22 protein-coding genes and 1 tRNA gene are annotated in these 23,438 nt (G+C 60.7%); 18 read left to right on the forward strand and 5 right to left on the reverse strand.

Annotated features, from left to right (window positions below):
* Positions 1-291 precede the first annotated feature (291 nt).
* On the forward strand, positions 292-1,248 hold the full coding sequence (locus Q7C20_RS18495; RefSeq protein ID WP_375069303.1) for a DMT family transporter: 957 nt from the start codon (positions 292-294) through the stop codon (positions 1,246-1,248).
* Here Q7C20_RS18495 and Q7C20_RS18500 read toward each other — a convergent pair.
* The gene (locus Q7C20_RS18500; RefSeq protein WP_375069305.1) at positions 1,245-2,633 is read right to left on the reverse strand and encodes a class II fumarate hydratase; all 1,389 of its coding nucleotides are present in this window, start codon (positions 2,631-2,633) and stop codon (positions 1,245-1,247) included. The two genes, Q7C20_RS18495 and Q7C20_RS18500, sit on opposite strands and share 4 nt — an antisense overlap.
* Before the next feature lie 192 nt (positions 2,634-2,825).
* Here Q7C20_RS18500 and Q7C20_RS18505 point away from each other — a divergent pair, with 192 nt between their 5' ends.
* The 7 genes from Q7C20_RS18505 to Q7C20_RS18535 all read left to right on the forward strand — a co-directional run bounded on the left by Q7C20_RS18505 (position 2,826) and on the right by Q7C20_RS18535 (position 10,526).
* Positions 2,826-3,344, forward strand: coding sequence for a DUF2059 domain-containing protein (locus tag Q7C20_RS18505; RefSeq protein ID WP_003175221.1), 519 nt, complete (start codon positions 2,826-2,828; stop codon positions 3,342-3,344).
* Positions 3,345-3,350: 6 nt separating this feature from the next.
* On the forward strand, positions 3,351-3,647 hold the full coding sequence (locus Q7C20_RS18510; RefSeq protein ID WP_375069308.1) for a BolA family protein: 297 nt from the start codon (positions 3,351-3,353) through the stop codon (positions 3,645-3,647).
* A gap of 118 nt (positions 3,648-3,765) precedes the next feature.
* Entirely contained in the window at positions 3,766-4,707 is a 942-nt protein-coding gene (locus Q7C20_RS18515) for a rhodanese-related sulfurtransferase (RefSeq protein WP_375069310.1), read from the forward strand.
* 3 nt (positions 4,708-4,710) lie between these two features.
* Complete coding sequence (locus Q7C20_RS18520; protein ID WP_375069312.1) at positions 4,711-5,346, forward strand: DsbA family protein; 636 nt, start codon at positions 4,711-4,713, stop codon at positions 5,344-5,346.
* Positions 5,339-7,141, forward strand: coding sequence for an ABC transporter ATP-binding protein (locus Q7C20_RS18525; RefSeq protein ID WP_375069313.1), 1,803 nt, complete (start codon positions 5,339-5,341; stop codon positions 7,139-7,141). Before Q7C20_RS18520 ends, Q7C20_RS18525 begins: the two co-directional genes overlap by 8 nt.
* Positions 7,142-7,212: 71 nt before the next feature.
* Entirely contained in the window at positions 7,213-9,675 is a 2,463-nt protein-coding gene (locus Q7C20_RS18530) for an EAL domain-containing protein (RefSeq protein ID WP_375069315.1), read from the forward strand.
* 77 nt (positions 9,676-9,752) lie between these two features.
* Positions 9,753-10,526 carry a TenA family transcriptional regulator gene (locus Q7C20_RS18535; protein WP_375069416.1) on the forward strand — a complete coding sequence of 258 codons (774 nt, stop codon included), beginning with the start codon at positions 9,753-9,755 and terminating at the stop codon, positions 10,524-10,526.
* 20 nt (positions 10,527-10,546) lie between these two features.
* On the opposite strand, the gene Q7C20_RS18540 is transcribed toward Q7C20_RS18535, so the two are convergent.
* Both Q7C20_RS18540 and lldD read right to left on the reverse strand, forming a co-directional pair.
* Positions 10,547-11,473 carry a GGDEF domain-containing protein gene (locus Q7C20_RS18540; RefSeq protein ID WP_348061114.1) on the reverse strand — a complete coding sequence of 309 codons (927 nt, stop codon included), beginning with the start codon at positions 11,471-11,473 and terminating at the stop codon, positions 10,547-10,549.
* A 302-nt stretch (positions 11,474-11,775) separates the two neighbouring features.
* The gene (gene lldD / locus Q7C20_RS18545) at positions 11,776-12,912 is read right to left on the reverse strand and encodes an FMN-dependent L-lactate dehydrogenase LldD (RefSeq protein ID WP_375069318.1); all 1,137 of its coding nucleotides are present in this window, start codon (positions 12,910-12,912) and stop codon (positions 11,776-11,778) included.
* Positions 12,913-13,014: 102 nt separating this feature from the next.
* On the opposite strand from lldD, the gene Q7C20_RS18550 reads away from it, so the two are divergent.
* The 3 genes from Q7C20_RS18550 to Q7C20_RS18560 all read left to right on the forward strand — a co-directional run bounded on the left by Q7C20_RS18550 (position 13,015) and on the right by Q7C20_RS18560 (position 14,772).
* Positions 13,015-13,941 carry a LysR family transcriptional regulator gene (locus Q7C20_RS18550; protein WP_375069320.1) on the forward strand — a complete coding sequence of 309 codons (927 nt, stop codon included), beginning with the start codon at positions 13,015-13,017 and terminating at the stop codon, positions 13,939-13,941.
* A gap of 33 nt (positions 13,942-13,974) precedes the next feature.
* Positions 13,975-14,050 (forward strand) — tRNA-Asn (locus Q7C20_RS18555).
* Between the two features lie 263 nt (positions 14,051-14,313).
* Positions 14,314-14,772 carry an Hsp20 family protein gene (locus Q7C20_RS18560; RefSeq protein WP_348062291.1) on the forward strand — a complete coding sequence of 153 codons (459 nt, stop codon included), beginning with the start codon at positions 14,314-14,316 and terminating at the stop codon, positions 14,770-14,772.
* Positions 14,773-14,893: 121 nt separating this feature from the next.
* Here Q7C20_RS18560 and Q7C20_RS18565 read toward each other — a convergent pair whose 3' ends face one another.
* On the reverse strand, positions 14,894-15,541 hold the full coding sequence (locus Q7C20_RS18565) for a TetR/AcrR family transcriptional regulator (protein ID WP_375069323.1): 648 nt from the start codon (positions 15,539-15,541) through the stop codon (positions 14,894-14,896).
* Between the two features lie 120 nt (positions 15,542-15,661).
* On the opposite strand from Q7C20_RS18565, the gene Q7C20_RS18570 reads away from it, so the two are divergent.
* Positions 15,662-16,879: an MFS transporter gene (locus tag Q7C20_RS18570; protein ID WP_375069324.1), complete on the forward strand. Its 1,218-nt coding sequence runs from the start codon at positions 15,662-15,664 to the stop codon at positions 16,877-16,879.
* Positions 16,880-16,972: 93 nt separating this feature from the next.
* Entirely contained in the window at positions 16,973-17,770 is a 798-nt protein-coding gene (locus tag Q7C20_RS18575) for a DNA/RNA non-specific endonuclease (RefSeq protein ID WP_375069326.1), read from the forward strand.
* Here the strand turns inward: Q7C20_RS18575 and Q7C20_RS18580 are convergent.
* Positions 17,745-17,972 (reverse strand): hypothetical protein, encoded by a 228-nt coding sequence (locus tag Q7C20_RS18580; protein ID WP_375069328.1) that lies wholly within the window; start codon positions 17,970-17,972, stop codon positions 17,745-17,747. The two genes, Q7C20_RS18575 and Q7C20_RS18580, sit on opposite strands and share 26 nt — an antisense overlap.
* A gap of 863 nt (positions 17,973-18,835) precedes the next feature.
* Here Q7C20_RS18580 and Q7C20_RS18585 point away from each other — a divergent pair.
* The 5 genes from Q7C20_RS18585 to Q7C20_RS18605 all read left to right on the forward strand — a co-directional run bounded on the left by Q7C20_RS18585 (position 18,836) and on the right by Q7C20_RS18605 (position 23,294).
* The gene (locus tag Q7C20_RS18585) at positions 18,836-20,047 is read left to right on the forward strand and encodes a YeeE/YedE family protein (protein ID WP_375069330.1); all 1,212 of its coding nucleotides are present in this window, start codon (positions 18,836-18,838) and stop codon (positions 20,045-20,047) included.
* A 31-nt stretch (positions 20,048-20,078) separates the two neighbouring features.
* Positions 20,079-20,954 carry a LysR family transcriptional regulator gene (locus Q7C20_RS18590; protein WP_375069332.1) on the forward strand — a complete coding sequence of 292 codons (876 nt, stop codon included), beginning with the start codon at positions 20,079-20,081 and terminating at the stop codon, positions 20,952-20,954.
* A gap of 110 nt (positions 20,955-21,064) precedes the next feature.
* Positions 21,065-21,490, forward strand: a complete 426-nt coding sequence (locus Q7C20_RS18595) for a VOC family protein (RefSeq protein WP_375069334.1) — start codon at positions 21,065-21,067, stop codon at positions 21,488-21,490.
* A 101-nt stretch (positions 21,491-21,591) separates the two neighbouring features.
* Positions 21,592-22,359 carry a 5-oxoprolinase subunit PxpB gene (gene pxpB, locus Q7C20_RS18600; protein WP_375069336.1) on the forward strand — a complete coding sequence of 256 codons (768 nt, stop codon included), beginning with the start codon at positions 21,592-21,594 and terminating at the stop codon, positions 22,357-22,359.
* Positions 22,356-23,294, forward strand: coding sequence for a biotin-dependent carboxyltransferase family protein (locus tag Q7C20_RS18605; RefSeq protein ID WP_375069338.1), 939 nt, complete (start codon positions 22,356-22,358; stop codon positions 23,292-23,294). Before pxpB ends, Q7C20_RS18605 begins: the two co-directional genes overlap by 4 nt.
* Positions 23,295-23,438 lie beyond the last annotated feature (144 nt).

Consider the following 23,438-nt stretch of genomic DNA (forward strand, 5'->3'; position numbering starts at 1 on the left):
GGTTAGCCGTGCTGGGCCAAGGATGGCCCATCACGGCGGCCCACGGATTCAAGCCGGAGTGAGGGCACACCGAGCCTAAGCGAGGTGCCGAGTGGTGGGGCGAAGGCTTTTTGGTTACTTTTGGGCCTTTCCAAAAGTGACCCGCTGTAAGAGCGGAACCCATATCAGCCGTTGCGACGCTAACGGATATACACCCAAAACCCGCACCACACATTCAACCGACCCCATAGCCCAATCCTTCCGCTTACCCCTAGAATGCCCGCTCCACTTCCTCAGGCACTCGGGGCATTCATGCATATCTCTTCCGGTCGCTGGGTCTATGGCTTTGGCTTGACCCTGATGACCGCGTTTCTCTGGGGCATCCTGCCGATCAAGCTCAAGCAAGTGCTGCAAGTGATGGACCCGGTGACGGTCACCTGGTTTCGCCTGGTGGTCGCCGGCAGTTGCTTGTTCGTCTACCTCGCCCTTACCAAACGCCTGCCTAGCCGCAAAGTGCTTGGCCCCAGAGGCGGCTGGCTGGTAGGGATGGCCGTGTGCGGCCTGGTGGGCAATTACGTGTTGTACCTGATCGGCCTCAAAATGCTCAGCCCCGGCACCGCGCAGTTGGTGGTGCAGATGGGGCCGATTTTCCTGATGGTCGCCAGCGTATTCGTGTTCAAGGAGCGCTTCAGCGTGGGGCAGGTGCTGGGCCTGGTGGTGCTGATCCTCGGCTTCGGGCTGTTTTTCAATCAGCGTCTGACAGAGCTGCTGACCTCGATGGGCTCTTACACCGCCGGAGTGCTGACGGTTTTGCTCGCCACCACCATCTGGGTGTTCTACGCGCTGGGCCAGAAGCAGTTGCTGACGGTATGGAATTCACTGCAAGTGATGATGGTGATCTACCTGTCGTGCGCGGTATTGCTGACGCCATGGGCGAACCCGCTCGAAGCATTGGACCTGAGCCCGCTGCAAGGCTGGTTGCTGCTGGCCTGCTGCATGAACACGCTGGTGGCCTACGGCGCCTTTGCCGAAGCGTTGGCGCATTGGGAGGCCTCGCGGGTCAGTGCGACCCTGGCGCTCACGCCGTTGGTGACGTTTGTGGCAGTGGCCTTGGCGGCGTGGTTGTGGCCGGAATTTGTGCAGGCCGAAGACATCAACGCCCTGGGCTATGCCGGGGCGTTGGTGGTGGTACTGGGCTCGGCGACGGTAGCGCTGGCGCCGTCGCTGATCGCCGGGTTCAAGGCCCGGCGATTGCGCCTGGCGTCTTAGTGCCCGGCTTCGAGCATGTTTTCCGGGCGTACCCACTGATCGAACTCGGCGTCGGTCAGGAAGCCCAGGTCCAGCGCGGCCTGGCGTAGGGTCAGGCCTTCGGCGTAAGCCTTTTTGGCGATCTGCGCCGATTTGTCGTAGCCGATATGCGGGTTCAGCGCTGTCACCAGCATCAGCCCGCGCTCCAGGTGCTCAGCCATTTTTTCTGCATCCGGTTCAAGGCCTTCGATGCAATGTTCCTGGAAGTTGTTGCAGCCGTCCGCCAACAGGCGGATCGACTCCAGCACGTTGTGGATGATCACCGGCTTGTACACGTTCAACTGCAAATGCCCTAGGCTTGCGGCAATGCCGATGGTCACGTCATTGCCCAGGACTTGGCAGGCCAGCATCGACAACGCTTCGCACTGGGTCGGGTTGACCTTGCCCGGCATGATCGAGCTGCCCGGTTCGTTGGCCGGCAACTTGACCTCGGCCAAACCGGCTCGCGGGCCGGAACCCAACAGGCGCAGGTCGTTGGCGATTTTCATCAGCGCCACGGCCAGGGTTTTCAGCGCGCCGTGCAGGGTCACCAGCGGCTCGTGGCCGGAGAGGGCGGCGAACTTGTTCGGCGCGGTCACAAACGGCAAACCCGACAATGCAGCCAGCTCGGCGGCAATCGCTTCGCCAAAGCCATGCGGTGAATTAAGCCCGGTGCCGACGGCGGTGCCGCCTTGGGCCAGCTCGCACACGGCAGGCAGCGCGCTGCGGATAGCGCGCTCGGCGTAATCGAGTTGGGCGATAAACGCCGAAAGCTCTTGGCCAAAGGTGATCGGCGTGGCGTCCATCATGTGGGTGCGACCGGTCTTTACCAGTTTCACATGCCGCGCCGACAACTCGGCGAGGCCACCGGACAGGTTGCCGATCGCCGGCAGCAACTGCTGGGTAATCGCCTGCACCGTCGCAATGCTCATGGCGGTGGGGAAGCAGTCGTTGGAGCTCTGGGAACGGTTCACGTGGTCGTTGGGGTGCACCGGGCTCTTGCCACCACGGGGTTTGCCCGACAGCTCGTTGGCGCGACCGGCAATCACCTCATTGGCGTTCATATTGCTCTGGGTGCCACTGCCGGTCTGCCAGACCACCAGCGGAAATTGGTCATCGTGGGACCCGTCGAGCACCTCATCCGCGGCCTGTTCGATCAGGCGGGCGATGTCAGCGGGCAGGTCGCCGTTACGGTCGTTGACCCGTGCGGCGGCCTTCTTGATCAGGGCCAGTGCATGCAACACCGCCAGGGGCATACGTTGCTCGCCGATGGCGAAGTTCACCAGCGAACGTTGGGTTTGCGCGCCCCAGTAAGCGTCATCCGGGACATTTACTTCCCCCAGGCTGTCGGTTTCGATACGGCTCATCGGGTACTCTCCTTGAAGTCGGTTTGCGCAGTTTAGGCTGTGATCGACCTATGTCGTTCCATAAAAGACGTTTCATCGGTTAGAAGCCCCGCAAATCCAGGCCCGACAAGGCGCGGGGTTGAGCCGCGAGGTTTTTTAGGCGCAGAATGGTCGCCCTTGGGGTTTTACCTCGCCTGCTAGAAAGGAAACTCGATGACTCGTCTTCGTGCCATCTGTACCGCGGTTGCTCTGGTTTGCGCCAGCGGCCAAGTCTTTGCCGATACCGCCAGCCATAACGCCAGTGCCGAAGCCTTCCTGACCCTGGCCCACGCTGATAAGCTGGGGACCCCGGTGTACATGCAAGTGCAGCAAATGTTCGCTCAGCGTTTCGAACAGACCAAAGCGCCTGCCGCCAAGCAGTCCGTACTGGACAGCTACCAGGCCAAGGCCAACGCCGCTCTGGACCAAGCCATCGGCTGGCCGAAGCTCAAGCCGGACATGGTCAAGCTCTACACCACCAACTTCAGCGAATCCGAACTCAAGGACCTGGTTGCCTTCTACCAGTCGCCTCTGGGCAAGAAAGTCCTGGAAAAAATGCCACAACTGACCCAGCAATCGGCCCAGATGACCCAGGCCAAGCTGGAAAGCGCCGTGCCTGTGGTGAACAAGCTGTTGGAAGACATGACCAACGAGCTGGCGCCAAAAGCCGCTGCACCGGCCAAGAAGAAGTAAGCAGGAATGACCATGCAACAGCGTATCGAAACGGCACTCACCGCCTTGAGCCCGCAATACTTGAGCGTGCTGGATGAAAGCCACATGCACAGCCGTGGGTTGCAGACCCACTTCAAGGCCGTGCTGGTCAGTCAGCAGTTCGAGGGGCTTAACCGCGTCAAGCGCCACCAGACGGTCTACGCCACCCTGGGTGACCTGATGAGCGAGTTTCATGCGTTGGCGCTGCATACCTACACGCCTGAAGAATGGGCGAAAATCGACGCAGCCCCGGCCTCGCCGACCTGCGCCGGCGGGCATGACTGACGCGCGGGTGTCTCTGGCACCGAGCATTTGTTAGAATCCGCAACGCGCCGCTCAGACGGCGCGTTTTTTTTGCATCCGGTTCACCCTTTACGAGGGTAGCCACCTGGAGAGAACACCCATGACCCAACCGATCGTCGTGGCGGCACTGTATAAGTTCGTCACCCTCGAAGATTACGTCGCCCTGCGCGAGCCACTGCTGCAGGCAATGGTCGACAACGGCATCAAAGGCACCTTGCTGATCGCCGAAGAAGGCATCAACGGCACCGTTTCCGGCAGCCGCGAAGGCATTGATGGCCTGATGGCCTGGCTCAAGAAAGACCCGCGCATGGTCGACATCGACCACAAAGAGTCTTACTGCGACGACCAGCCGTTCTACCGCACCAAGGTCAAGCTCAAAAAAGAGATCGTGACCCTGGGCGTCGAAGGCGTCGACCCGAACAAACAGGTCGGCACCTACGTGAACCCGCAGGACTGGAACGCGCTGATCAGCGACCCGGAAGTGCTGTTGATCGACACCCGCAACGACTACGAAGTGTCGATCGGCACCTTCGAAGGCGCGATTGATCCGAAAACCACCAGTTTTCGCGAGTTTCCTGACTACATCAAAGCCAACTTCGACCCGGCCAAACACAAGAAAGTCGCCATGTTCTGCACCGGTGGCATTCGCTGCGAAAAAGCCTCCAGCTACATGCTCAGCGAAGGCTTCGATGAGGTCTACCACCTCAAGGGCGGCATCCTGAAGTACCTCGAAGAGGTGCCGCAGGAAGAAACCAAATGGCAGGGCGATTGCTTTGTGTTCGATAACCGCGTGACCGTGCGCCACGACTTGAGCGAAGGCGACTACGATCAGTGTCACGCCTGCCGCACGCCGGTGAGCATCGAAGACCGCGCGTCCGAGCATTACGTGGCTGGCATCAGTTGTCCACATTGCTGGGATAAGCTGCCGGAGAAGACCCGTCGCAGCGCGATTGACCGGCAAAAGCAGATTGAGCTGGCCAAGGCCCGCAATATGCCGCACCCGATTGGCTTCAACTATAAGCAATCACCTTCCGAGGCTTGACCCATGCCCGCGCGCCTGCTCTATGTGATGGACCCGATGTGTTCCTGGTGCTGGGGCTTTGCCCCGGTGGCCGAAGCGTTGGTGGAGCAGGCCCAGGCCGCAGGTGTGGAGCTGCACCTGGTGGTCGGCGGCTTGCGCACCGGCAGCGGCGCGGCGCTGGAGCCTACGACGCGGCGCTACATTCTTGAACACTGGCAGGCGGTCACCGAGGCCACGGGTCAGTTGTTCACGCGTGAAGGCGCGTTGCCCGACGGGTTTGTCTACGACACTGAGCCGGCGTGCCGCGCCATCGTGACTGCGCGCAGCCTGGCGCCGGACTGCGCGTGGACGTTGCTGGGGCTGATTCAGCGTGCGTTCTATGTTGAGGGCCGCGATGTGACCGTCGCCAGCGTGCTGGTGGAGCTGGCCGAGCAGGCCGGCATCCCGCGTATCGTGTTTGCCGAAGCATTCGACAAGGCCGAGCAGCACGCGGCCACGGCGGCCGATTTCACGTGGGTACAGGATTTGGGCATTGCCGGTTTCCCGACGTTGTTGGCCGAGCGCAATGGCCAGTTGGCGTTGTTGACCAACGGCTACCAGCCGTTGTCCGAGCTGTCGCCTTTACTCGCCCGATGGTTGGAGCGAGCCGCCTGTGCCTGAGCAACGCCAACGCACTGATCGTCTGACCTGGGCGGAAATTCGCCGTCTGGCCCTGCGTCACAAGAAATCCCTGTGGGTCGCCAATGGCGTCGCCGTGCTCGCCACCCTGTGCAGCGTGCCGATTCCCTTGCTGTTGCCATTGCTGGTGGACGAAGTGCTCCTCGGCCACGGCGATGCGGCGCTCAAAGTAATGAACCACGCGCTGCCATTGGGTTGGCAGAAGGCTGTCGGGTATATCGGCCTGATGCTGCTGGTGACCCTGACACTGCGTTGTGGCGCACTGGTGTTCAACGTGGTGCAGGCGCGGCTGTTTGCGCGCCTGGCCAAAGACATCGTGTACCGCATTCGCGTACGCCTGATCGAACGGCTCAAGCGCATTTCCCTCGGTGAATACGAAAGCCTGGGCAGCGGCACCGTCACCACGCACCTGGTGACCGACCTGGATACGCTGGACAAATTTGTCGGCGAAACCCTCAGCCGCTTTCTGGTGGCGATGCTGACGCTGGTGGGCACCTCGGCGATCCTGGTGTGGATGCATTGGCAACTGGCACTGTTGATTCTGTTATTTAACCCGCTGGTGATTTACGCCACTGTGCAGTTGGGCAAACGCGTCAAACACCTGAAGAAGCTTGAGAACGACAGCACGTCGCGCTTTACCCAGGCGCTGACCGAAACCCTCGACGCCATCCAGGAAGTGCGTGCCGGCAACCGCCAGGGCTTTTTCCTCGGGCGCCTGGGCCAGCGCGCTCAAGAAGTGCGCGACTACGCCATTCACTCGCAGTGGAAAACCGACGCTTCCAGCCGCGCCAGCGGGTTGTTGTTCCAGTTCGGCATCGACATCTTCCGTGCGGCTGCGATGCTCACTGTGCTGTTTTCCGACCTGTCCATCGGCCAGATGCTCGCGGTGTTCAGCTACCTGTGGTTCATGATCGGCCCGGTGGAGCAGTTGCTGAACCTGCAATACGCCTACTACGCGGCGGGCGGGGCGCTGACGCGCATCAACGAATTACTGGCGCGTGCCGATGAACCGCAATACGCCGGGGGCGAAGACCCCTTCACCGGCCGTGAAACCGTCGGTATCGAGGTGCGTGGCCTTAACTTCGGCTACGGTGAGGACCTTGTACTCGACCAGTTGAACCTGACCATCGCACCCGGTGAAAAAGTCGCCATCGTCGGCGCCAGCGGGGGCGGTAAAAGCACGTTGGTGCAACTGTTGTTGGGGCTCTACACGCCGCAGGCCGGCAGCATTCGTTTCGGTGGCGCGACCCAGCAGGAAATCGGCCTGGAGACCATCCGCGAGAACGTCGCCGTGGTCCTGCAACATCCGGCACTGTTTAACGATACGGTGCGCGCCAATTTGACCATGGGCCGTGAGCGCACAGACCAGGCCTGTTGGCAGGCGCTGGAAATCGCCCAGCTGGACGCGACCGTCAGGTCTTTACCCTTGGGGCTGGACAGTGTGGTGGGGCGCTCCGGCGTGCGCTTTTCCGGCGGCCAACGGCAACGCCTGGCGATCGCGCGCATGGTATTGGCTGAACCGAAAGTGGTGATTCTGGATGAAGCCACCTCGGCGCTGGACGCGGCCACCGAGTACAACCTGCACCAGGCGCTGGCGCGGTTTCTCAGTGGGCGTACTACACTGATCATCGCTCACCGTCTGTCGGCGGTGAAGCAGGCCGACCGAGTATTAGTGTTTGACGGTGGTCATATCGCCGAGGACGGCGATCATCAGCAATTGATTGCCGACGGAGGCTTGTACGCCAAGTTATACGGGCACTTGCAGCAAGTGCGTTGATTTAGCCTAGGCTGTGCTATCAGAAGCGGGTTTTTGCGTGCGGATTCAGCATTGCATGTGCAAGGGACTTCATGAAGCAAAAGCGGACTCTCGGAACGCCTCGACTGTTGGGCATTGTCTGGCCCTTTATCGCCGTCGTGCTGTTCCAGGCATTGTTAGGCTGCGTCAGTCTCTACGTGCTTTCAGCCGTGCGGGGCTACGTGGCTGGCGAAAGCCTGTGGTCCAAGGGCCAGAAGGACGCTATCTACTATTTGACGCTTTACGCGGATAACCGCGACGAAGCCACGTTCCTCAAGTACACCCAAGCCATTGCCGTGCCCCAGGGCGGGCATGAGTTGCGCATCGCTCTCGACCGCTCCACGCCGGATTTGTCTGCGGCGCGCCTGGGTATTCTCAAGGGCGGTAATCACCCGGATGACGTCTCCAGCCTGATCTGGCTGTACCTCAATTTTCGCCATTTCAGCTACCTCGAAAAAGCCATCGAGCTGTGGACCGTCGGCGACGGTTACCTCGTACAACTGGATAACCTGGCTCAGGAGATGCACCGGGCAGTCAGTGCCGATCACGTCAGCAGCAACGATGTGCGCCAATGGAAGGCCCATATCATCGCCATTAACGACGGCGTGACGCCGGCGGCCAAGGCGTTCAGCGACGCCCTGGGTGAAGGCTCGCGGGTTATTCTTCGGCTGTTGTTGATCACCAACCTGGCCACTGCCCTGGTTCTGATCCTGCTGGCGCTGTTGCGTACGCACAAGCTACTGGCCCAGCGCCACGCGTTTGCCGATGCCCTGCAGGCGGAGAAGGAGCGCGCACAGATCACCCTGGAATCGATTGGCGACGGCGTGATCACCACCGATGTCGATGGCGCTATCGCCTACATGAACCCGGCAGCCGAAGCGCTGACTCACTGGAAGTCGGCGCAGGCTCAGGGCTTGCCTCTGGCGGCGTTATTCAATCTACTCGACGAAAACGCCGAGCCCGATGGCTTTGCCCTGATCGAGCACATCATCAAGGGCCGGCTCAGCGGCGGCAGCGAACACTCAAAACTGATCCAGCGCCTGGATGGCAGCACGGTGTCGGTCACCCTGGTGGGCGCGCCGATCCGTAGCGCCGGCAAGGTCAGCGGCGCGGTGCTGGTGTTGCACGACATGACCCAGGAGCGCCAATACATCGCCAACCTGTCGTGGCAAGCTACCCACGATGCGTTGACCGGCCTGGCCAACCGCCGCGAATTCGAGTTTCGTCTGGAGCAAGTGCTGCAGCAGGTCGCCCGGCAACCGAATGGCCGGCACGCCTTGATGTTCCTCGATCTTGACCAGTTCAAACTGGTCAACGACACCTGCGGCCACGCGGCGGGCGACGAATTGTTGCGGCATATCTGCGCGCTGCTGCAATCGGACCTGCGCGAGTGCGACACTCTGGCCCGCCTGGGCGGCGACGAGTTCGGCATCCTGCTGGAAAACTGCCCGGCGCCGGTGGCGGAGAAAATCGCCGAGAGCCTGCGCCATACGGTGCAAAGCCTGCATTTTGTGTGGAAGGGCCGGCCGTTTATGACCACCGTGAGTATTGGCCTGGTGCATATCTCACAAACCCCGACCACCCTGGAAACCTCGCTGCGTGCGGCGGATATGGCGTGCTACATGGCCAAGGAAAAGGGCCGCAACCGCGTGCAGGTCTACCACGTCGACGACTCGGAGTTGTCCATGCGGTTTGGCGAAATGGCCTGGGTGCAGCGCCTGCACATGGCGCTGGAAGAGAACCGGTTTTGCTTGTACGCCCAGGAAATTTCTCCCCTGGGCCATACCGACGGCGGCAATGGGCACATCGAAATACTGCTGCGCCTGCACGACGAAGCCGGCAGGATCATCCTGCCCGACAGTTTTATTCCGGCCGCCGAGCGTTACGGATTGATGACATCGCTGGACCGCTGGGTCGTTGAAAATGTATTTAAAATTATTGCTAACTGCATGCGTGAGCGTCCGGGCCGACCAATGGCCATGTGTGCGATTAATCTGTCAGGTATTACGATTGGCGATGAAGACTTTCTCGGTTTTTTACGTGAGAAATTTGCCGCTTATAACATTCCACCGGCAATGATCTGTTTTGAAATAACCGAAACAAGTGCTATCGCAAATTTGGGCAGCGCCATTCGTTTTATTAATGAACTCAAAGCGTTAGGTTGCCATTTTTCACTCGATGACTTTTGTGCCGGAATGTCCTCATTCGCCTATCTCAAACATTTACCTGTAGACTTCCTGAAGATCGATGGAAGTTTCGTAAAGGATATGCTGGACGACCCGATTAACCGCGCTATGGTCGAAGTGATCAACCACATCGGCCACGTCATGGGTAAGTGCACAATTGCCGAGTTTGTTGAAACACCGCAAATCGAACAGGCTCTACTTGAGATCGGTGTGGATTACGCTCAGGGCTACCTGATTGAACGCCCGCAATTGTTTACCTTTGATAGCTTGCAGTGTCGACCTGTGCGGCCGCAGCCTTTGTTATTCAAGGCGCCCGGCACATTCCGCTGAAACTTTGCTGGTCTGTACAATCACACTTAAAAAGGAGCCCTACAGTGATCGACACCTTCAACAGAACCGGCCCGCTTATGGAAGCCTCTAGTTACCCCGCCTGGGCGCAACAACTGATCCAGGACTGTAGCGAGAGCAAGCGCCGAGTTGTCGAGCACGAACTGTATCAGCGCATGCGTGACAACACGCTCAGCGCCAAGACCCTGCGCCACTACCTGATCGGTGGCTGGCCAGTGGTTGAACAGTTTGCCTTGTACATGGCACAGAACCTCACCAAGACCAAGTTTGCCCGCCATCCTGGGGAGGATATGGCGCGGCGTTGGCTGATGCGCAATATTCGCGTGGAACTCAACCACGCCGACTATTGGGTGAATTGGGCCCGCGCCCATGGCGTGAGCCTGGAAGAACTGCAAGCGCAGAACGTACCGCCGGAGTTGCACGCACTGAGCCATTGGTGCTGGCACACCAGTTCAGCGGATTCGTTGATTGTCGCCATTGCTGCCACCAACTACGCGATCGAGGGGGCGACAGGGGAGTGGTCCGCCGTGGTCTGCTCTACCGGCGTCTACGCTGCAGCCTTCCCCGAGGAAGACCGCAAGCGTGCAATGAAGTGGCTGAAGATGCACGCTCAATACGACGACGCCCACCCGTGGGAAGCCCTGGAAATCATCTGCACCCTGGCCGGGATGAACCCGACCAAGGCCCTGCAGACGGAGCTGCGTCAGGCCGTGTGCAAGAGCTACGACTACATGTACCTGTTTTTGGAAAGCTGCATGCGGTTGGAAAACGAGAGGGACAAGGCGCCCGTAGCTCATCGCGAGCGTGAAGCGCGCGTCGCCAGCGAGGCGTGATGCAAGCGTGATGGCGGGGGTTACCCCGCCATTGCCAACCGGTTACGGCCTTCACGCTTGGCCACGTACAAAGCGCTGTCGGCCCGGCGCAGCAGGCTTTCGGCAGACTCGGCGGCCAACAAGGTTGAACAACCCAGGCTGACGGTTAACTCGACCCGCGTATCATCTACCCAATAGTCGTGATTTTGTGTCGCTTGGCGCAGGCGCTCACCGACCATTCCCGCCGCATCCCGGCCGGTGTTTGACAGCAGGATCAGAAACTCTTCCCCGCCAAACCGAAACACCATGTCCACGTTGCGCAACTGGCTTTTGATCGCCCCGGCCACGGCGCGCAGCACGTTGTCGCCCGCGGCATGGCCATGGGTGTCATTGATTTTCTTGAAGTGGTCGATGTCCAGCATCAGCAACGACAGCGGGTGGGAATGCCGCCGCGCCATGTCGATTTCACGCTGCAGCGTCTGGTCCATCGCGATGCGGTTACCAGTCTCGGTCAAGGGGTCCCGCAGGGCGCTGCGGGTGGCGGCGCGGTAGAGCAGGGCGTTGCGCATCGGGTACAACAACGTTGCCAGCAGAGACTCAAGCTGACTCAATTCGTCTTCGGTAAAACGTTGATTGCGGCGAAATATCAGCTCGCCCAAATGTTCACCTTCATGGCTCAAGGTGTAGCTCACCGAGTGGTGGCCTCGGTGGCCGAACTCCAGGCGCAGGTCGCTCGCTTCGTGCCGATAATGCAGCGCGTCGAGGGGCACCAGGCGTTGGACCTCGCGGAAGAACAGGCCAAGAATGCGCTCCGGCTCAAGACTGGTCTGCAATTGCTGACTCAGTTGCTGGCGAAGCTGGGCAAAGGTGACGGGACGGCGAGGGCGGAGGGCTGGCTGACCAAACCCCAGGCGTTGCAATTTGGCACTGTCGAAGTCAATTGCGTTGGTCTGGGTCGGTGTTTTCATTAGCTTGCGGCCTCTAAGCACTTAACTGTCTTACAGGCTGGATGAGGATGGCGAGTGCCAAGCGTCTTACTGTTCCGTCAGTTCTGTAAAACATCGGATACAGTTTAAACCGCTTTGCAGGGGGTTTATAACCCCTGTGCGCTGCCACACGTCTTGTCATCACTTGACCTGCTTAAGACCGTTTAGAGCGAGATTCATGCCAGTTGGTTTAATTTAATAAAACTCTTTGTAAATCAATTGGCTGTTCTGGGGTTCAAGAACAGCCACTGCAGGATGGTGTCAGTTATTTGGCTAGAGGAAGGTCAGCGCTGGACCAAGGTGTTGTGGCCAATCTGATCAATTGACGTAACGCCCGTCAGCGTCATGGCGACGCGCATCTCCTTGGCGAAGATATCCAACAGGTTTTCAACGCCTCCCTGACCATCGGCCGCCAGCGCGTAGGCGGTCGCGCGGCCCAGCAGGCAGGCCTTGGCGCCCAGGGCAAGCATGCGCACCACGTCGAGCCCCGAGCGAATGCCCGAGTCCACCAGTACCGTGAGGTCATCGCCGACCCCATCGGCTATCGCCGGCAAGGCTTTGGCGGTGGACAGCACGCCATCCAGCTGTCGGCCGCCGTGGTTGGACACCACGATGCCGTCGGCGCCGAAACTCACGGCATCCTTGGCGTCCTGAGGGTCGAGGATGCCCTTGATGATCATCGGGCCTTTCCAGAAGTCGCGGATCCATTCCAAATCTTTCCAGCTGATGGAAGGGTCGAAATTGTTGGCCAGCCAGCCGATGTAGTCTTCCAGGTGCGTCGGTTTCCCGAGGTATTTGGAGATATTGCCCAGGTCGTGCGGGCGGCCCATCAACCCCACATCGAACGCCCACTGCGGTTTGGTGACGGCTTGCAACATGCGCCGCGACGCTGCGAAAGGCCCGGACATGCCCGAGTGCGCATCGCGATAGCGCGCGCCAGGCGTCGGCATGTCCACCGTGAACACCAGCGTCGTTACCCCGGCGGCCTGCGCCCGCTCCAGCGAATTGCGCATAAAGCCACGGTCTTTGAGCACGTACAGCTGGAACCAGATCGACTGCGGGCTTTGCGATGCCACTTCTTCAATCGAACACACCGACACCGTCGACAGGCAAAACGGAATGCCCTGATTGGCCGCCGCTTTGGCCGCCTGCACCTCACCGCGCCGCGCATACATGCCGGTCAAGCCCACTGGGCTGAGAACCACCGGCATCGCCAGTTCCTGGCCAAACAGCGTGGTTTTCAGGCTCAGGCTGTCGACATTGCGCAGGACGCGCTGGCGCAGGCTGATCTCGGCCAGGTCCGAACTGTTCGCGCGCATCGTGTGTTCGGCGTAGGCGCCGCCATCGATGTAGTCGAACAGAAAGCGCGGCAGCTTGCGCTTGGCAGCTGCGCGGTAATCAGACGCGGACGAGATGATCATCAAAGGTGTCTCCACAGGGCAGGATGGGGTTCAAGATAAGCAAACATCTGTCATGATAAAAACAACTTTTATCACTAGTATCCAGTCGTCAAGAGAATACCGATGAACCTGAGAACATTGCTGGCGTTTGTTGAAGTGGTGCGCCAGGGCGGGTTTTCCCAGGCGGCAGAAGTGGTTTCGCTGACGCAGTCGTCAGTGAGCAAGGCGGTCAAAACCCTGGAGGATGAACTGGGCATGCCGCTGCTCAATCGCCTGGGTCACAAGAATGAGCTGACTGCGGCTGGCGAAATTGCCTACCGCCGTGCGTTGGTAATGCTCGGGGAGAGCAACGATTTGGTGGCACAGATCAATGATTTGCGCGGCCTCAAACGTGGCGTGCTGCGCATTGGCCTGCCGCCGGTGGGCTGTGGCGTGCTATTTGCGGCGATGTTCGCGGCTTACCGCAGCCGTTATCCCGACATCGAAATCGAACTCACCGAATACGGCAGCAAAAAACTGCGCGAATGCCTGGAGGCCGGGGAGGTCGACCTGGCGGCGCTGCTGTTGCCGGTGGACGAAGGCTTTGACTTCCAGCCAGTGCGCAACGAACCGCTGATGGCCGTGCTGCCCGTAAGCCACCCCATGGCGCAGCGCAAACGCATCGACTTCACCGACCTTGCCGACTCGCCGTTCATTTTGTTCGAAGCCGGCTTTGCCCTGAACGCCAAGATTCTCGCCGCGTGCGAGCGCAAGGGCGTGACGCCGAAGGTGACCGCCCGCAGCGGGCAGATCGACTTTATTGTGGACCTGGTCTCGGCCGGCCTTGGCGTCGCGTTCTTGCCGCGCATGCTCGCGCACACGCATCAACACGCGGGTATTGCCCTGATTCCATTGGACGAACCTCACACCGATTGGCACATCGCCCTGGCCTGGCGTGCCAGCGCTCATCTACCGCCAGCGGCACGTGCCTGGCTGGATTTGGCCAGGGAAATGGCCGGCCCTGCGCAAGTGGCGTACCGGTCATCTGGTGGAATAGGTGCTAGTGCTTGACTTCTTCTTTTTAATCAGTAACATACGGCGCATTCCGCGATAGCTCAGTTGGTAGAGCAAATGACTGTTAATCATTGGGTCCCTGGTTCGAGTCCAGGTCGTGGAGCCAGATAGAGAAAAGCCTGCAGCGATGCAGGCTTTTTTTTGCCCTGAATTTGGCCGGTCAACCCAGGTTCATGCCTTGGCCGCGGCGCCGCCAGTGCGCTCGAACAACTGCCTCCAGAGGCCCGCACGTGGGTGATGCAAACCTGAGTGTAAAAATTTTTTTTGACGGCTCTTGAAATCTTTTCTCCTGAACTTACTTAGGGTTTACGCGATGCCGAACACGGGTCGCGTCTTGAATCACTTGGAGAACACTCAGGAGATTTCGCAATGGCTACTACTCTTTCTTTGGCTCCACTGTTCCGCCACTCTGTTGGCTTTGATCGTTTTAACGACCTGTTCGAATCGGCGCTCCGCAGCGAGGCCGGTACGACTTATCCTCCTCACAATGTCGAAAAACGCGGTGATGACCATTACCGAATCGTCATTGCGGCCGCAGGCCTGGTAGAGGATGACCTGGACATTCAGGTTGAAAAAGGTGTGTTGACGGTCGCCGGTGGAAAGCGCGAGCACGATGAAGGCGTTACGTACCTGCACCAGGGAATTGCTCAGCGCGCATTCCGGCTGTCGTTCCGTCTGGTTGACCACATTGAAGTGACGGGCGCCCAGCTTTCCAACGGGTTGCTGAGCATCGATTTGCTCAGAGTGGTACCGGAGGAGGCCAAGCCAAAACGCATCGCCATTGGCGGTGATACGAAGGCGCAGGTGAAATCAATCACCGAGCACTGAGTCACAGTACAAGAGGCGCTCTTCGGAGCGCCTTTTTTTTGCACGTTTTTGCAGGTCGTCCACAGTGGCCACTTTTTGGCAGCCTCAAGCTGTTCGCCAGCATGTCGGGTGCGCCATCGGGTCAGGGCGTGTGTGGATTTTTTGCTGGGGTGTCGGGAGCAATGGGGGCCACTGTCCACGTCAGCAGGAGCTGACTGATCGCTGCATCAAGGGTTTCAAACGGCGTGTTGTCCCGCGCCAGAATCGAAATCCCCTGCAGGAAACTATCAAACACCGTTGCCATCACCTGCGGGTCAAGCGTGGCGGGCAACTCGCCGGCACTCACCGCACGCTCCACACACGCCACGATCCCGGCCCGCGTGCGCAATCGCGATTGGGTCAACGCGTCCGCCACCCGCGCGTTCTCCGGGCTCGGTGCGCTCATCACGCCCAGGGTCACCATGCAGCCCTTGGGATGGGCGTTGTCGCATTGCATGCGCGCCGACTGGCGCAGCGCGGTGTCGATGGCCTGACGCGGTGGCAGGCTTTCATCCCACAGGCATTCGGTGACTTGGGCGTAGGTCGCGAGGTAGCGCTGCACGCACTCATCGAACAAGGCTTCCTTGGAGCCAAAGGCCGCGTAAAAACTCGGCGCCGAGATGCCGCCGCCCAGGCCAGCCTTGAGCTGGGCGAGGGACGTGGCGTCGTAGCCGTGTTGCCAGAACAGGTGCATGGCCTGTTCCACCGCCTGGTCGCGATCAAAATTACGCGGTCGGCCCATTTGTGCCATGTGAACACTCCTGTGGAATTCGAGATAAATACTAGTCGATACATAAGTCGTTGACAACGCACCGTGCGAACACGCAACATTTGTATCGATCAGTATTTAAGTCGTCCCAAGGAGATTCCCGTGACACCTTCCCTAAGCTTATCTGCGTCGTCCGACCGCTTGCCCATTGGCGCCTTGCTGGCCCTGGCCATGACCGGCTTCATCTGCATCGTCACCGAAACCTTGCCCGCCGGGCTGTTGCCATTGATCAGCGAAGGCCTGGCGATTTCGCCGTCGATGGCCGGGCAGATGGTCACGGCTTACGCCTTGGGTTCGGTGCTGGCGGTGATCCCGATGACCATCGCCACCCGTGGCTGGCGTCGGCGTAATGTGCTGTTGCTGACCATCGTCGGCTTTCTGCTGTTCAACTCCATCACAGCATTGTCGTCCCACTATGGCGTGACCCTGGTGGCGCGCTTTTTTGCCGGAGTGGCAGCGGGATTGGCCTGGAGCCTGCTCGCCGGTTACGCCCGGCGCATGGTCGCGCCGCATCAACAGGGCAGGGCGCTGGCGTTGGCGATGGTCGGCACGCCGATTGCGCTGTCGCTTGGCGTACCGCTGGGGACGTGGCTGGGCGGGCTGGTGGGCTGGCGCACCACGTTCGGCATCATGTCGGCACTGACCCTGGTACTGATTGTGTGGGTGCTGGTGAAAGTCCCGGACTATCCGCCCCAGGCTGCGCATCAGCGTGTGTCGTTGGGCGAAGTGCTGACCACGCCTGGCGTGCGGCCGGTGCTTGCGGTGGTGATCAGCTGGATGCTGGCGCACAACATTCTCTATACCTACATCGCGCCGTTCGTGGCGTCGGCCGGCTTGGCTGAGCGTGTCGATGCGGTGCTGTTGGTGTTCGGGGTTGCTGCGTTGGCAGGCATTTGGGTAACCGCCAGGCTGGTCGAACCGTTGTTACGCAAAACGGTGCTGATGAGCCTGGCGATGTTCGCGCTGGTGAGTGTGCTATTCGGGTTGCTGGGCACTGTGCCGCAGGTGATTTACCTCGGCGTGGCCGTGTGGGGTTTGAGCTTTGGCGGCGCGGCCACCTTGTTGCAAACCGCATTGGCAGACGCAGCGGGTGACGGCGCGGACGTGGCGTTGTCGCTGAATGTGGTGGCCTGGAACAGCGCGATTGCCGCCAGTGGCGTGGCGGGCGGTGTACTGCTTGAAACCTGGGGCGCTGCGTCGTTTCCGTGGGCCATGTTGCTGCTGATTGCCGTGGCGTTTTTGATCGCCTGGGGCGCGCATGCCAAGGGGTTCAAACCGGGTGCGCGCAGTGCAGGAAAACCCGCCGCTGCCGGGCACTAATGTGACTCGGTCCGGTCAATAACCCTCGCACTATCATTCACTTGGCTCCGCTTGCCGGAGCCTGTCGCCTCACTCCCGCCAAAGAAGTCATGCATGCACCTACGCAAAATCGCACTCGGGCTGTCGGCCCTTGTTTTGCTCTCCACCGGGGCCGCCGCGCGCAATCTCCCCGACCTCTACTCCCGGCAAGAAAAGCAGCTTTCGTTCGACAGCTGCGCCGACCTGTTCCCGGCCTCGACACCGATCAATACGGCTACCGTGCCCTCCGCCATGAAACCCCTGGCCCTGTGCTCGGACACTTTCGCGGTGCTCTATTCGCAAACCAGCAAAACCCCGCTGGTGGTGGTTGAACGCCTCAACGCCGCGCAGTTGAAAGACGCCAAAGGCGAAGAACGCACCAACCAGTTTTACGCCGACCCGCGCATCCCTAAAGGCGCCCGTGCAGAGTTGAGCGACTACCACGCCCAACACCCGGCCGTGGACCGTGGCCATCAATCCCCAGCCGCCGATGCACCGAACGCCCACGCCATGGCGCAATCGTTCGCGCTGTCGAACATGGTGCCCCAGGACCCCGTCAACAACCGCAAGATCTGGAGCAAGGTCGAGGCGGACGTGCGCAAGTTTGCCGTGCGTGCCGGCGGCGACGTGTTTGTATTCACTGGCCCGCTGTTTGATGCGGGCTACGGCACCATCGGCGACAACAAGGTGTGGGTGCCCACGCGCCTGTTCAAACTGGTGTACGACGCCTCGTCCAAGCGTGCGTGGGCCTACGTGCTGCCCAACGCGGAAACGCGCATCGAACGGCCGATGGACTACGCGACTTTTGTGAAGACCACCGGGCTCAAATTGCTCGGCAATCTCCCGGTCACAGGCTCGGTGGGTCGGTCTTGATCACCCGCGGCTTATCCAGCTGACGCTTGATCGTCCAGACCGCCACGCCCACGGCGAGGATGCCCGACACCGCGCCGACCACCAATGCCCAACGCGGGCCGAGGTGGTCGGCAACCCAGCCGACGATGGGCGCGCCGAGGGGCGTGCCGCCCAATCGACGGCGGCTGCGTTGTTCGGCGTGAGTTGGGTGAGCACCAGCCAATCCTGGGCGGTGCGTTGCATCCAGGTGCCGACGTTGGAGACCAGCGCCCCGGCTGCCCAGATGCGGTAATTGCGGCTGCGCAGGGAGCGGAAGGTGCCGAGGAAACTCATAGCGGTTTCATGCCTCCCGGTGGTTGAGCAATTCGATGACGGGGAGCGCGTGTTGCAGGTCTGCGATGATCAGGGCGGTGGTTGCGTCCAGCGAGGTGACAGCCATGCTATTTCCTCAATCGTTGCGTTCAAAATCGGCGGGGCGCCTCAGATCAAAATCTACAGCATGGCGGGCTGAGTGGTTTGATCAAAAGGCGCTGTTTTTTTCTGAAGCAGGTCGCATTCTTCCTGATGTATGAAAATCAACTGTGGGAGCGGGCTTGCTCGCGAAGGCGGTGGGTCAGCCAACTCATCCATCAACTGACCCACCGCCTTCGCGAGCAAGCCCGCTCCCACAGTTTTGACCGAGTAAGCCTTCAATACCTCTACACACTGTTGAGCCTTTCAAGGTCTTTAGTTAGGACAGGCGATTAGTACCCCTGTGGCGAGCGGGCTTGCCCCGAGTTGGGTTGCGAAGCGACCCTAAAAAGGAAGAATGCGGTGAGTCAGATACTCCTCGGCCGCTGGTTTTGGGGCCGCTTCGCAGCCCAACGCGGGGCAAGCCCGCTCGCCACGGGGTACTAATCGCCTGTTCTACCTAATACCTTGAAAGGGCTGGCCGTAAGAGCCGAACCCCTATCAGACGTCGCCCAAACCACGAATCTATACGCAAAAACCCAGCCCATTAAAAACAGGTGTCGATACCTACACCTCAACGCCCGTTTATACTCAACCCCCTCGCAATCAACCCCATTCAAACCAAGCGGATCCCCCATGAGCACCACTGTCCCCATCACCCCCACGCGCAAGCCGGCCGCGCCGCTGTTGGCTTTCATCATCCTGGTGCTCGGCGCGCTGTTCCTGCAAAACACCGTCGGCTCACGCCAGGTGCTGTTACTGGTGGTCGGCGCCGCGCTGGGCCTGACCCTCTACCACGCCGCGTTCGGCTTCACCTCCGCTTGGCGCGTCTTCCTCAACGACCGTCGTGGCGCCGGCCTGCGTGCGCAGATGGTCATGCTCGCGGTGGCGGTCGTGCTGTTTTTCCCGGCTCTGGGTGCGGGCACATTGTTCGGCCAACCCGTCGTCGGTCTGGTGGCGCCTGCCGGGGTCTCGGTGGTCTTCGGTGCGTTCATTTTCGGCATCGGCATGCAGCTGGGCGGCGGTTGTGCGTCAGGCACCCTGTTCACCGTAGGCGGCGGCAATGCGCGCATGCTGGTGACGTTGTTCTTCTTCATCTGCGGTTCATTGATCGCCACCCACCATGTGGATTGGTGGTTCGCACTGCCGGCATTCCCGGCGGTGTCCATCGTCAAAAGTTTCGGCGTAATACCGGCGCTGGTCTTGAGCCTGGCCGTGTTTGCCTTGATTGCATTCGTCACTGTTCGCCTCGAAAAGCGCCGCCATGGCCAGCTCGAAGCAGGCGTGACCAGCGAACACATCGGCCTGCGCCGTTTCCTGCGCGGGCCGTGGCCGCTGGTGTGGGGCGCGATTGGCCTGGCCCTGCTCAACTACGCCACGCTGGCATTGGCCGGGCGCCCATGGGGCATCACTTCGGCATTCGCGCTGTGGGGCGCCAAAGTGGCGAGCGGCCTGGGTGTGGACGTTGCCAGTTGGGCGTTCTGGCAAATGCCGGGCAACGCCAAGGCCCTGGCCGCGCCGGTGTGGGAAGACATCACCAGCGTCATGGACGTGGGCATCATCCTCGGCGCGCTGTTGGCCGCAGGCCTGGCCGGACGTTTTGCGCCAAGCCTGAAAATTCCGCCGCGCTCGCTGGTGGCGGCGGTGATCGGCGGCCTGCTGTTGGGTTACGGCTCGCGCCTGGCCTATGGTTGCAACATCGGCGCGTATTTCAGCGGCATCGCTTCGGGCAGCCTGCATGGCTGGGTGTGGCTGGTAGCAGCATTTATCGGCAACGGCGTGGGCGTGCGCTTGCGGCCATTGTTCTTTGCGGGCGAGCGGCCGCAGGTGGCATTGAGCGGTTGCTGAGCGGTTAAACCTCTAGCGGTAAGGTGCCAGGATGATTCGAGAGTTAAGAACCTTTGTATCCGCCGCCCGGCGCGGCACCTTTGCCGCCGCCGGGCAGCAGGTCGGGCTGACGCAATCGGCGGTGAGCGCGCAAATCAAACACCTTGAGGACGCGCTGGGGGTCAAGCTGTTCGACCGCACCGGCCGCTCGGCCACGCTCAATTCGGCAGGGCAGCGGGCGGTGCCGATGGCGGAAGAAATCCTCGATATTTTCTCGCGCATGGGCGCCCCCGACAGCGCCAACAACTTCCACGGCTCCCTGCGTATCGGCGCCATCGGCAGCGTGCAAACCGGCATCCTGCCCCAGGCGCTGGTAGCCCTGAAGCGGCGCGCGCCGTTTATCGAGGTGAGCCTGGTGCCCGGCGTGTCACTGAACCTGCTCAGCCAGGTGGATGCCGGGGAGCTGGACCTGGCGATCATGATCCACCCGCCGTTCAACCTGCCTAAAGACCTGAATATTGAAGTCATCGCGCGCGAGCCGTTTGTGCTGATCACCGCCAAGGACGTGGAGGGCGATGACCCGTTGCAGATCCTGCGCGAACAGCCCTTCGTGCGTTACGACCGGGGCTCGTTTGGCGGGCGTCAGGTGACCCAGTTTCTCAAGGAACAGAAGATCCAGACTCAGCAAGCCCTTGAGCTCGACGAACTGGACGCCATCGTCAAGATGGTCCGCAGTGGCCTCGGGGTGTCTCTGGTGCCCCTGGCAGGTTTGTGGCTGGAACACGGCAGCGACGTGCGGGTTTTGCGATTGGACGCGCTCACCTTCTATCGCGAAATCGTCTTGCTGACCAAGTACACCCAGCGTCAATTGCCGCTCTTCGCGTTGTTCAGGTCGTGCGTCATGCAAGTGCTGAGTGCGCCGAAATAGCGCGCAAGCATCGAAATTATTGAGGCTCAGGGCGAAGGATATGCGCTTTATCCGCTAAGGGTTCTGGTGAAGAATCGAGTTCTAAACAACAGAACTTGCAGGTAACCGCCGTGAGCCTTTCGCCCTTTCATCTAGCTATTCCCGTCTACGACCTCGCCGCCGCTCGCCACTTTTATGGCGACGTGTTTGGCCTCTGCGAAGGCCGCTCCAGCGCGCAGTGGGTGGACTTCGATTTCTACGGCCACCAGCTGGTTATCCACGAACACCCCAAGACTGAATCCCAGGCGTCGGTGCACTCCAACCCGGTCGACGGCCACGACGTGCCGGTCCCGCATTTCGGCATCATCCTGCAGTGGGATCAATGGGAAGCGTTGGCCGACCGGCTGCGCGCCCGTAAGACCCAGTTCGTGATCGAACCCTACATCCGCTTCCAGGGCCAGGTCGGCGAACAAGCCACCATGTTTCTGTTTGACCCGTGTGGCAACGCCCTGGAGTTCAAGGCGTTCAAGGACATGAGCCAACTGTTCGCCAAGTAAGTGTGACCTGCGCGACCGTCGCCAGCAGAGCGACGGCGTTAACAATAGGTGAAGCCTGACCGGGCGGATCTTGATGGCTGCCGCCTGCGAGAAACGACGTTATGTCTGACGTTAACTGTGATGCCCGTAATCCGGTGCGAGCCGAGCCGTCCTGGCGGTTCGAGCCGTGCGGCGACAGCTGCATCGTGGTGGTGTTTGCCACGCTGTTCAGTGCGCAGGCCAACCGCCGCGCGGTGGCGTTCAGCGCGGCCCTGCATGAGCGGTTGGCGCAGGGTTCTCTCACCGGCGTCACCGATGTCATCCCCGCGATGGTGTCGGTGGGCGTGCATTATTCCCCGGCTATCTTCGCAACGCGGTCTCCCGACTCAGTGCCTTATGACGCGGTTGTCGAGCTGCTCGACAAGGCCCTGACACGGCTGCAAACCGCGCCACGCACAACGCCCAGGCGCCTTGAAATTCCAGTGTGCTACGAGGGCGACTACGCGCCCGATCTGCTGGATATCGCCACCGCCTGTGGCATGACCCCAGGCGAAGTGGTTGCCGTACACACTGCGCAGTGGGTCGACGTGTTAATGGTGGGTTTTGCGCCGGGCCATCCCTACATTGGCATGCACGAACCCGCGCTGAAGCTGGCGCGTCGGGCTGTGCCGCGCACGTTGGTCAACAAAGGCAGTGTGGGCCTGGCCAACTGTCAGAGCGTTATTTACCCCTCTGATTTGCCCGGCGGCTGGAACATTGTCGGGCGTACGCCGTTAACGATGTTTTCTCCCGCCAATGAGCCGCCTTGCCTGCTCACCGGGGGCGATCAAATCCGTTTTGTGCCGATCACGGCCCGTGAGTTCGCGCTGATGGCGGGAGCGCTGCCATGACCGTCAAGGTGATCCGGCCCGGGCTGTTTTCGTCGTTTCAAGACACCGGCCGCACAGGCTTCCAGCACTGGGGTGTGCCGGTCAACGGTGCGATGGATCCCGACGCCCATGCGCTGGCGAACCTGTTGGTCGGCAACCCGATCAGCGCGGCTACATTGGAAATGACTATTCAAGGCCCGCAGCTGTGCTTTCAAGCCCGGGCATTGATCGCCTTGGCCGGCGCCGACCTGGGTGCAAGTTTGAACGGGGTGGCGCTGAAACCGGGCCATTCGGCCCTGGTTAAGCCGGGTGCCACGCTGCGTTTCGAAAAACGCGAATACGGTGCGCGTGCTTACCTGGCCGTCAGCGGCGGTTACCTGCTCGACCCGGTGATGAACAGCTGCAGCACCTACAGCCGAGGCAGCTTTGGCGGGCTCCATGGCCGGGCGTTGAAAGCCGGTGACGTGATCCCGATCAGCTCGTCGTTTGCCAACCCGCCGCGCTTGAACATCCCTGCCGGGTTGCTATACGCCGCGCCCAGCCAGCCTGTGACAGTGCGCGTGCTGCAAGGGCGCGAATGGGCCGACTTCAGCGATACCGCCCGGCATGACTTTCTCAACGAGCCCTACCAGATGACCGCCGCCTCGGACCGCATGGGTTACCGCTTGGACGGCGCTGCCCTGGACCTGACCGAGCCCACCCAACTGCTGTCGCAAAGCGTGGCGTTTGGCACCGTGCAAGTGCCCGCTGGCGGCCAGCCGATCGTATTGATGGCCGACCGGCAAACCACCGGCGGCTACCCCCGCATCGCCCAAGTGGCGAGTGTGGATTTGCCCAGGCTGGCGCAACTGATGCCGGGCGATGAAGTGCGATTTTCACTGATTGACGTGCGCACGGCGCAGCAGCTGTTGGTGGCCCGCGCACGCACGCTCAAACGACTGGAGACGGCCCACTAAAACACACACCGTCGCTACCCAATAATAAAAACAGGAGCGCTACATGAACCAGCCCCCTTACACCTTTCTTACTGTCGAGCATTAAAGCCTCTCGGTTCCCGATGGGGTTACTTCTGGGTGGAACACTCCACCTCAATAACTCAA

The sequence above is a fragment of the Pseudomonas sp. AMR01 genome, from assembly GCF_041946035.1.
In the GTDB taxonomy this organism is placed as follows: domain Bacteria; phylum Pseudomonadota; class Gammaproteobacteria; order Pseudomonadales; family Pseudomonadaceae; genus Aquipseudomonas; species Aquipseudomonas antarctica_B.

Coding starts and splice junctions, on each gene's coding strand:
- Q7C20_RS18550 (WP_375069320.1), top strand. CDS start 13,015: ATGAACCTGAGAACATTGCTGGCGTTTGTTGAAGTGGTGCGCCAGGGC.
- lldD (WP_375069318.1), bottom strand. CDS start 12,912: ATGATCATCTCGTCCGCGTCTGATTACCGCGCAGCTGCCAAGCGCAAG.
- Q7C20_RS18530 (WP_375069315.1), top strand. CDS start 7,213: ATGAAGCAAAAGCGGACTCTCGGAACGCCTCGACTGTTGGGCATTGTC.
- Q7C20_RS18605 (WP_375069338.1), top strand. CDS start 22,356: ATGACCGTCAAGGTGATCCGGCCCGGGCTGTTTTCGTCGTTTCAAGAC.
- Q7C20_RS18585 (WP_375069330.1), top strand. CDS start 18,836: ATGAGCACCACTGTCCCCATCACCCCCACGCGCAAGCCGGCCGCGCCG.
- pxpB (WP_375069336.1), top strand. CDS start 21,592: ATGTCTGACGTTAACTGTGATGCCCGTAATCCGGTGCGAGCCGAGCCG.
- Q7C20_RS18540 (WP_348061114.1), bottom strand. CDS start 11,473: ATGAAAACACCGACCCAGACCAACGCAATTGACTTCGACAGTGCCAAA.
- Q7C20_RS18565 (WP_375069323.1), bottom strand. CDS start 15,541: ATGGCACAAATGGGCCGACCGCGTAATTTTGATCGCGACCAGGCGGTG.
- Q7C20_RS18535 (WP_375069416.1), top strand. CDS start 9,753: ATGGAAGCCTCTAGTTACCCCGCCTGGGCGCAACAACTGATCCAGGAC.
- Q7C20_RS18520 (WP_375069312.1), top strand. CDS start 4,711: ATGCCCGCGCGCCTGCTCTATGTGATGGACCCGATGTGTTCCTGGTGC.
- Q7C20_RS18500 (WP_375069305.1), bottom strand. CDS start 2,633: ATGAGCCGTATCGAAACCGACAGCCTGGGGGAAGTAAATGTCCCGGAT.
- Q7C20_RS18505 (WP_003175221.1), top strand. CDS start 2,826: ATGACTCGTCTTCGTGCCATCTGTACCGCGGTTGCTCTGGTTTGCGCC.
- Q7C20_RS18510 (WP_375069308.1), top strand. CDS start 3,351: ATGACCATGCAACAGCGTATCGAAACGGCACTCACCGCCTTGAGCCCG.
- Q7C20_RS18560 (WP_348062291.1), top strand. CDS start 14,314: ATGGCTACTACTCTTTCTTTGGCTCCACTGTTCCGCCACTCTGTTGGC.
- Q7C20_RS18515 (WP_375069310.1), top strand. CDS start 3,766: ATGACCCAACCGATCGTCGTGGCGGCACTGTATAAGTTCGTCACCCTC.
- Q7C20_RS18495 (WP_375069303.1), top strand. CDS start 292: ATGCATATCTCTTCCGGTCGCTGGGTCTATGGCTTTGGCTTGACCCTG.
- Q7C20_RS18590 (WP_375069332.1), top strand. CDS start 20,079: ATGATTCGAGAGTTAAGAACCTTTGTATCCGCCGCCCGGCGCGGCACC.
- Q7C20_RS18575 (WP_375069326.1), top strand. CDS start 16,973: ATGCACCTACGCAAAATCGCACTCGGGCTGTCGGCCCTTGTTTTGCTC.